Raw genomic sequence first — 9,125 nt, forward strand, 5'->3', positions numbered from 1 at the left:
AGGTATCAAAAAATATTGAATTTACTGAAAAAACACTTGATTATATGGAGAGAGTTAGATTATGCAATTATAATGATTTTGATTTAAATAATCATGCAAAGCATTTGTTTGAGCAAGCGTGTGAAGCAACAGGGATTAAAATTGATGCCAAGGTGCGTTTTACATCAGACATGACAATATATAGAGTGACAGTGGATAGTTTAGAGCAATTAAATGCAATGGGTGAGTTTGAAGGTGTATATTCTGCTGAGAAAACATATCCGATATTGGCGTCAATGGATTTCCTCGACACGGAAACAACTGTAGCGGTAAAGCAACCTGATGAAGAGGAAGAATACCCTGTTGTTGGTGTGCTGGATACGGGAATAGCGGACATTTCATACTTGACTCCATGGAAAGAAACAGAGGAACATACAAATTATCCATCTGAATATCAGGATAATTCACATGGAACATTTGTTGCTGGAATTATCGAATATGGTGATGAATTAAATGGTACAAATGTATCTTCTTTAAACGGAGTGAAATTATTCAATGCCGTTGTTCATCCGGGAAATACCATGCCGATTTATCCAGAAGAATTGATTGATAACGTGCGAGAGGCCGTTGAAAACAATCCAGAGATAAAAATATGGAATTTATCTTTAGGTACAACTATGGAAAGTGAACTGGACGAGTTTTCGGAGTTTGGCATGGCGCTTGATAATATTCAAGATGAGAATAATGTTCTGATAATCAAGTCTGCAGGAAATTGTACTAATTTTGCAAAAGGATTACCTAAAAGTAGAATAAGTAAAACTGCTGATTCGGTGCGTTCTTTGGTAGTAGGCTCAATTGCTGAAACACAAGAAGAGAAAGATTATGCGGAACCTAATATGCCATCTCCATTTACGAGAGTAGGACCGGGACCGGCAAGTATTGTAAAGCCTGATTTGGTGTATTATGGAGGTAATGCCGGAATTGAGAACGGAAAAATTGTTATTAATGGTGTTCCATCATTTGGGTTAGATGGTAGTGTATATAGAAATGTAGGAACGAGTTTCTCGACTCCGAGAGTATCACGCATTGCTGCAGAATTGGCTTTTATGATGCATGAAGATTTTGACGCATTACTCATTAAAGCATTAATGATTCATTATGCAAAATACCCTGCAGATATTAAAATGAAAATGACAGACAAAGTAGCTCAAATGGGATTTGGAATGCCTGTAGGTGCAAGAGAGATACTTTACAATTCCCCAGACGAGATTACATTGATTTTAAGAGATACCTTGGAAAAGGGAAGTTTTATTGAAATGTTTGATTTTCCATATCCAACAAGCTTGGTCGATGGAAACGGATTTTTTCGTGGTCAGATTATTCTAACTTTGGTGAATAAATCATTGGTTGATGAAAAGCAAGCAGGAGAGTACTGTCAGTCTAATATTGATGTGCTGTTTGGTACATATGAGACCGAAAAAGAACGCGATGTTACAAAGCCGACTATAAAAAATCCAAGAGGTGTAGATGTAAATCAAAATCTTTTGGCGGATAGTTTATACAGTGCAAGCGCAAAAGGAGTACACCCTATAACTGGATTTGAAAGGGAGTGTACATTGGTCAAGTATGGTAAAAAATTTCATCCGGTTAAGAAATATGCAATTGACCTAGCAGATATGACACCATCAAATCGTGATAAATGGCTTCCATCAAATCGAAAATGGTATTTGAAGATAGAAGGTTTGTATCGTGATTTCATTGAGAAAGAAGCTGTTAAGAAAGATTTTCAGTTGAGTCAAGAGTATTGTATGATTTTAACTATTCGTGACCCAGAACGTACAGCTCCAGTATACGACGAAGTTGCACAACAACTGACAACACGAAATTTTATACACCATGATGTCAGAGTAAGAAATGTAGTTCATGTAGCAAATGAGTAAATGATATTTATAGCTGGAAAAGCCGGCTTTAAATATAAAAGGCGGTATTGCTCTGGCAAGCAATACCGCAATATCGGATACACAGTTGGTATTCCGAATCTTGATAGTTCAAGTAGATTATAGCGAAAGTTTTTTTCTATTTCAAGATAAAATTCCCAACTGAGAAAGGCAGGAACAAAAAATGGCAACGAATAGACCAGTTGGTGATAATACAAGAGTGGGTGCTGTTAGAGGCAGATCACAAAGTTACAATCCGGCTACAGGATTGTGGACCAAGCGTGATACGCAGACGGGAAGATTCATGGATGTTAAGACGTCTAGCAATACACCGTTTAAAGGTGTGAGAAAAGAAAAATAAGCAAGAGGGTGGGGAATGGCACTGACACTGTCATTCTTCGAATGCTAAAGAAAAACAGATAGGAAAGGAATTTCGCGATGAATAATCTATGGTATGATTTGTTTCTTGCGATTGTTTCTGCAATTTTAGGAGCATCGTTTGGAGTAATTATTCCTAAACTACTGAAAGATAAAACGGAGTCAACAGAAATATATGTTGACAAACAATTGGTGTTTTCACAAATACATATTGAGCAAAAACAATATACAGTTAATACGGCAGGATACCAAAAGCAAAACAGTAATAGTACGAATAAGAGCCAAAGCACTAGTGGAGGAGAAATGTTCTTCGGGGCTTTAGTAATTGCTGTATTGCTAGTGTTTGGTTTCTTGAAATATGAAAAAGAGATTAGTACAGTTATTTTATGTACATTTGTTTTCTTTGAAACAACTTTTTTGACCACTGCTTACGTTATAGTAAAAAAATGTTATGTAGATAAGTCGATAAAACTCATATTGCTATTTAATATTTTGGCTACGATAGGTGTGCCTATTTTGTTGTATTTAGAGAAAAATCCAATTACAGGTTTAGTAGTAAATAAGCAGGAACTATTACATCAAGCTGAAAGAAATGGAATGTTTTCTTTGCTACGAGATGTGGATATATTTGGATTTTTGCTATATCAAGCAATAGGTGTAATTATTATGGTCGGATTTCTGTCCTTTACAATGATTGGATTAATGCATGTCTTGTCAATGATTAATCTTACTTTAAGGAAGCGTTTTGGAAAGGTATGGAGTTGGATTTTTAGAAAGACATTAGGATTTTGTAAGTCTGTAAAATTCTATATATTTTTTGGCTCTTTCTTATTAGTTCTAAGCTTTTTGTTTGTATCAGGTATTTTGTCGATGCTAATAACTTCATAGATAAGGAATAAATTTAAGAGTTGGAAAAGATAGGTGGGACTAGTGATGGTTTCGCCTATTTTATATCAAAACCATATTGCACAATGGAATGAAAATGCTATAATAGTCGTAACAGAACGCAACAACTCTGACAGAAAGGCTAATCATCATGAATATAGCAGCATATTGCCGAGTTTCCACAGATAAAGAAGACCAGCTCAATAGTTTAGAGACTCAGAAAGAGTTTTTCTTAGAATACACAAAACGTACAGGTGACAACCTTATTAAATTATATGCAGACGAAGGTATTTCCGGAACCAAAATCAAGAACCGTAAAGAATTTCAGCGTATGCTTGCAGATGCGGAAAAGGGCTTGTTCGATATGGTTGTAGTTAAGGATATTTCTCGTTTTGCCAGAAATACCGTTGATTTATTACAAAGTGTTCGCAAACTAAAATCTCTTGGCATCGAAACACAATTTCTGACCGCTAACATGACCAGTATGGGTAACAGCGAATTCGTTCTAACAATCTTCGGTGCATTAGCCCAGGAGGAAAGCGCCAATACTTCCAAGCGTATTAAATTTGGTAAGAAGATGAATGCAGAAAAGGGACGTGTTCCGAATATTGTTTTTGGCTATGATAAGACGATTGGAGACTATTTTAACCTTTTTATCAATGAGAATGAGGCAATGGCAATCCGGCAGATTTTTCAGTGGTACACAGAGGAAGGATATGGTGGATCGAAGATTGCAAATATGCTCAATGAACGAGGCATCAAGACCAAGCGTGGTAATAACTGGAGCCAGAACTCCGTTTGCCGAATTCTGACCAATGAGATATACACCGGGAAGATTATCAACGGCAAAGAAGAGATTGCAGATTTTCTGACTGGTCAGAGAAAGGAAAAGGATGAATCAGAATGGCTTGTTACGATTCGACCGGAACTTCGGATTATTGAGGATGAAGTCTTTGATAAAGCACAAGATATCTTAAAAGGTCGTCATGATTCCTTTAAGATGACTCATGAGCGACAGAGTAATAAATATTTATTCTCTACATTGATAAAATGCAAGGAGTGCGGTTGGTCTTTTCGCAGAACGGTTCGTCAATACAAGAATACCTATGTGCGCTGGGTGTGTTCCGGGCATAACGGGAAAGGTGCGGATAGTTGCCCGAATGCAGTGACGGTAGATGAGGAAGAACTGATCCAGGCGCTGCAGGATTATTTTCAAGAGATTCTTAGTAAGAAGAAAAAAGTAATCAATTATGTGATTAAGGAATTTCAGCGGGTATACAAAGCAAAAGATGAAAATATTGAGTACGAAAAGCAGTTAAATACAGAATTGAACAAGCTTCGTAAATCCCGTGAAAAATATATGGATATGTATACCGATGATTTAATTTCCAGAGAGGAATTGAATGAGAAAATCGGTGGGATGCGAAAAGAGATTGAACGGTTAGAAAATGAACTGAAAATGGTATCATATCATCTGACTAAGGGAGAACAACTGGAAGCAATTCTGAACAGCACATTCAAGCAACTGGAAGATATCACGGATGTTCATGAAATGACGAATGCACAGTTGAAACGATTGATTAATAAAATTGAAGTGGACAAGGATGGCAATGTAGACATTTATCTACGTCTTATTGGTGATTTAGGATTGGATGAAACTGTTTTAATTGAACAAGATGAAGACACAGAGGAGAAAGAAGATAAAAACGCTCCGAATTGTAATAGCCATACAGTTAGATCTTTTGGTTGCAGTCAGTGGAATAACTAAGCAAAGGGAGAGTCATATTAGAATAGAATTTAATGATCTTATTGATAAAATGGGAAAGGATAGCAATAAAACATCATTATACATAACAGAAAAGAACATGGAATATCTTCCGTTTTTTTTAAATACATTATCAAATGAATTGGAAAAAGAAGGGTATTCGATTGTTTCCTATGCGATTAAAGAATATTATTCTATAGAATACAGTACTTTTTTGGGGAGAAGAGTACATAAGATAATGATTCCAGATAGCAATGCAAATTATTATTTTTATGACCCAGAGAGTGAGTTTGTTAGAGGAAACGGGGATGTGAGGTATGTAAATGTTAATAAATATTTGGAGGCAGAAATTACAACCTCGATTGGATGGATGGAAGGAAAGCCGTTACATGAATGTTGGAAAGCGGAAGGAGATAATATTCCATATTATGTAGTAGATTCATCGGATATGTTTCAAACTATGGTAGAAGGGATAAAATATAACTTTGGCAGAAATTATGTCGAGGAAAAATATGATGACACGGGAGTGTTAGAAGGCATTCCGTTTGGTATTGCAGATAATATTGAGGACATTATTACAGATGATAATGGTTTGGCATGCGGATATAAGGTGCCACTCAAGAATCGAAGCGGCCAATAAAAATAAATTTAGACACTCAAACTTCGCACATAGATTTTAGCTATGCACCTTGAAAATTCAATACCTGGCAGTTATTCAGTTGTCAATGTTCACACCTTAAGCAGCTTGGAGTTTTGTTTTCAACAATGCAGGAAGTGCATCCATAAATACATTCGCCAATTCATCGATTTTTTCGTCTGAAAGTTCAGTGTTATCTGAAAGCATTGTTCTGAACATTTGGAGCAGCATTTGAAAAGCCTGTATCCATGTGATATCAGACATTTCGTCAGAAAAGTATAAAAAAAGCTCCCCAAGTGACCGGTTATCATTGGATTCCCGGCTTTCCAGTGACAGCATCATATATCGGGTGAAAACAACTGTGGTATGCGCAGTCATTGCATCATAGGACAGAGAATTGCATTCTCTGCTCAAGTTAAGGTAGCTTTTGCATACCTTGAAAAATACCTCTATATCCCAGCGTTTTCCATAAATCCGGATGATTTCATTTTCATCCAGATTTACATCTGTGGAAATAAGGCAGAGATATTCCTTGCGTTTTTTGCGATTGCGAACATAAACTACTTTGGCAGGAATTATGTCCCCATCCTTCACTACATCAACCATAACAGAAAGCAGATATTTTGATTTGCCTCGTCTCTTTTTATTTTTGTTGTAAATGGAAATTAAAGACATATCTTCACCATCGTAGCGAAAAAACATTTTTGGAGATTTTTTCACCATTCCGATTACATCAAAATCCATTCGCTTGACAGCATGAAGGGTGCTTGGAGATGAAAACCAGCTGTCAAAAAGAACATATTTTGCCGGAATTGCAGCTTTTTTAGCAGTTTCCAGAAGTGTAAGCATGGCATGGGTTTCCTTTTCCATAGACAGCTTTCTGCGCCTGTAACCAACGGTTCTTTTGTCTACCTCAGCCGCTTCATTGATACGATTCTTTTTGTTTTCTGTAGAAAGAAGAATGCTGTTTACCGGCAAAAATGTGCTCCCATCTGACCATCCAAGAGTAAGCATTCTAAATCCGAAGCGATATTTATGTTTTGCGTGGTCATAGACCTTTGCAAGAAGCTCTACCTTTTTAGAACGGTTACGTTCAAACATGGAATCGTCTATAATAAGAACATTGGCACGGTCTTCCGAATCCAGTGGAAGAATAGCGTTGTTTATGATTCTGGATGCAAGGATTGTAGTAAAACGCATCCAGTTAATTTGTACCATCTTCATGAAACGATACACGGTATCTTTTGCAAAATCAGGAGTATTTTTTCCTGTAAGCAGACTCATATACATACTTCTGTTGGAGAAAATCAGCAGAAACATGTATTGAAAAATCTCCGTTACCAGAGTGCCTTTCCTTTTATAGGCATTGGCAGCTTTCAAGGCTGAGAAAATATGAAACCTTGTGAAAAATCGTTTGATAGATTTAGAAATCTGCTTATCATTTTGAGTCGCTTGTGTTATACTTTTATTCATAGCATGAGCCTCCGTTTTGTAATTGTTTTTCGACAACTCAATTATACCAAAACCATTGGTTTCATGCTATTTTTATGCCAGTTATTATTGAATTTTCAAGGTGCATAGGCACATTTTAATGTGCGAAGTTTGAGTAACTGAAAAGAAAGTAGGATGTGGATTTCCGATTATTAAGATGCCCTCTAGTATTACGAAAGAGGGTGATGCCCTATGAACACAATGGAAGTGCTTACTTTATTGCTAGTAGTTTTTGCGGCACTGTCTTACATAGATAATCATAATAAAAAGAAATAGCATCCCAGACCGTCCAAAGTTGAGGATGCTATTCTTTGTAGTTTAACTTTACTGAGGGCAAATCGGATAACACATCCGATAACCTTTCTAAGTAAATTATACATGAGGGTGCTTGATTTTTCAAGTGCCCTTTTCGATACAATTAGCAATTAGCAAAATAAATCTTGACATAAGTGCGAATTGCGAAGAGGAAGAAGCGGCGACTATACAAATGAGGTGCCGGGATGGGTATAGCACGGTGGGGGAGGGGTATCAAGAAGTGAAATGAAAACAAAATTGCTTGGAAAATATTGGTGTTTCAATAGTTGAATTTGACCAATCATAACCTTGATATTGCATCTTAACTTAAAGCAAGTTATAATACAGAAAAAGAGTTATAAATGGAGGCGATAGAGTGGAATACCTTAAGCGGGTTTTAGGAATTGAAGTGCTGTATGAAAATAAAGCTTTAGAGCATTTGCCAAACTTCATCAGTACAAGGTACGATTCACAGAAAGTATCTCTGAGTGGTCAAAAAGCCGTTTTTTTGTACCCTAAAACCGAATTGGAACAGGTGGAAACATTAAAAAAGCATCTGGAACGTGTGAAAAAGGTTGCAGATCGCCCTGTGGTTTTAGTACTGGAACAAATCACTGCACGGCAGAAAGAGTATTTACTTCGAGAAAAGATAGCATTTATTGTGGATGGAAAGCAAATTTATCTGCCCTTTATGGCGGCATATTTGCAGGAACGTTGTGATGCAGAAAAGAGTGACAGAGAAGAAATCTTGCCATCAGCTCAGATGCTGTTGCTTTATTTTATTTATGAGGGAGCAAAGGAACTGTCCACAAGTCAAGCTGCAAAAGATTTGGATTTGACACCAACATCTATTTCCAGGGCGTCCAAACAACTTGAAGAAATGGGAACGCTGCAATCGAGAAAAATCGGAGTACAGAAGATACTGTTTTCAGAAAACTCCCCCAAAGAGTTGTTTTATAAAGCAGAGAAAGTTCTGCTCAATCCTGTGAAAAGGACTGTCTACGTTCCATGCGAGGAAGTAAAGAATGAATTGTTGGAGAGCGGATATTCCGCATTGGCGGAGTATTCGATGCTCAATGCGCCTGGTGTTTGGTGCTACGCTTCAGAAAGAATATCTCAGTGGAATGACTGTATGACAAAGGATTTACAGGACTCAAATTCACAGGTGGCTGTTGAAATGTGGAGATATGACCCACGAAAATTATCGAAGAAAAAAATGGTCGATGAACTTTCTCTGGCATTATCGCTCAGGGAAGATGCAGATGAACGGGTAGAAGAAGCAGTAGAAGAAATGTTAAATGATCTGTGGAGGAAGATAGATGGTAACAGGGATTGAAAGCTTTAAGGAATGGTTCAAGGGTAACGAAAGCCAGTATGCAATTATCGGTGGAACTGCGTGTGACATCTTGATGACGGAAGAAAAATGATGTTTTTCGATTGACTGAACTGATTGACCCTACAGTCAAGATTGCCACTCCCAGTGGCGTGTATGAGGATATGCAGAAGTTTGTTGATCGAATGAAAAATGAAACGGTTGATGTTAAACAGTTGGGGCTTGTGGGACGAACGAAAGAACAGATTCTTCAGGAAATAGGAGAATTATATGCTGTACAATAATCAGTGAGTTGTCTAATAATTAAAATAAGTACGAATAAGCCGCATGGGGCTTCAGGTGAAGACATGGGGCGGCATCAGCGCGTGACTGCGCGCACTGGCGGGCTACTGCGTCTGAGTTGAGCTGATATAAGGAGTCCGCAGC

Annotated in this window: 8 protein-coding genes; 7 read left to right on the forward strand and 1 reads right to left on the reverse strand. The window is 37.4% G+C overall.

All coding sequences use genetic code 11. The features are described from left to right. The 5 genes from DXD06_RS16635 to DXD06_RS16650 all read left to right on the forward strand — a co-directional run. A partial coding sequence (locus DXD06_RS16635) for a S8 family peptidase (protein WP_117833176.1) occupies positions 1–1,919 on the forward strand: 1,919 nt, incomplete at its 5' end. Between the two features lie 181 nt (positions 1,920–2,100). Continuing rightward, positions 2,101–2,277 carry a hypothetical protein gene (locus DXD06_RS17330; RefSeq protein ID WP_199535237.1) on the forward strand — a complete coding sequence of 59 codons (177 nt, stop codon included), beginning with the start codon at positions 2,101–2,103 and terminating at the stop codon, positions 2,275–2,277. A gap of 77 nt (positions 2,278–2,354) precedes the next feature. Next, positions 2,355–3,182, forward strand: a complete 828-nt coding sequence (locus tag DXD06_RS16640) for a hypothetical protein (RefSeq protein WP_117833177.1) — start codon at positions 2,355–2,357, stop codon at positions 3,180–3,182. Between the two features lie 148 nt (positions 3,183–3,330). Next, positions 3,331–4,947, forward strand: a complete 1,617-nt coding sequence (locus DXD06_RS16645; protein WP_117833178.1) for a recombinase family protein — start codon at positions 3,331–3,333, stop codon at positions 4,945–4,947. Continuing rightward, positions 4,922–5,584 (forward strand): hypothetical protein, encoded by a 663-nt coding sequence (locus DXD06_RS16650; protein WP_147343648.1) that lies wholly within the window; start codon positions 4,922–4,924, stop codon positions 5,582–5,584. The genes DXD06_RS16645 and DXD06_RS16650 overlap by 26 nt, the downstream gene beginning before the upstream one ends. 96 nt (positions 5,585–5,680) lie before the next feature. Here the strand turns inward: DXD06_RS16650 and DXD06_RS16655 are convergent, their stop codons facing one another. Next, positions 5,681–7,054, reverse strand: a complete 1,374-nt coding sequence (locus tag DXD06_RS16655) for an IS4 family transposase (RefSeq protein WP_117833180.1) — start codon at positions 7,052–7,054, stop codon at positions 5,681–5,683. 688 nt (positions 7,055–7,742) lie between these two features. On the opposite strand from DXD06_RS16655, the gene DXD06_RS16660 reads away from it, so the two are divergent. Then, a complete protein-coding gene (locus DXD06_RS16660) occupies positions 7,743–8,702 on the forward strand; it encodes a helix-turn-helix domain-containing protein (RefSeq protein ID WP_055068431.1) in 960 nt (319 codons plus the stop codon). 101 nt (positions 8,703–8,803) lie between these two features. Beyond that, the gene (locus tag DXD06_RS17665) at positions 8,804–8,983 is read left to right on the forward strand and encodes a hypothetical protein (protein WP_243001177.1); all 180 of its coding nucleotides are present in this window, start codon (positions 8,804–8,806) and stop codon (positions 8,981–8,983) included. Positions 8,984–9,125: the final 142 nt, after the last annotated feature.

Origin of the sequence: Roseburia sp. TF10-5 (assembly GCF_003462365.1) — a bacterium.
Taxonomy (GTDB): Bacteria; Bacillota; Clostridia; order Lachnospirales; family Lachnospiraceae; genus Roseburia; species Roseburia faecis.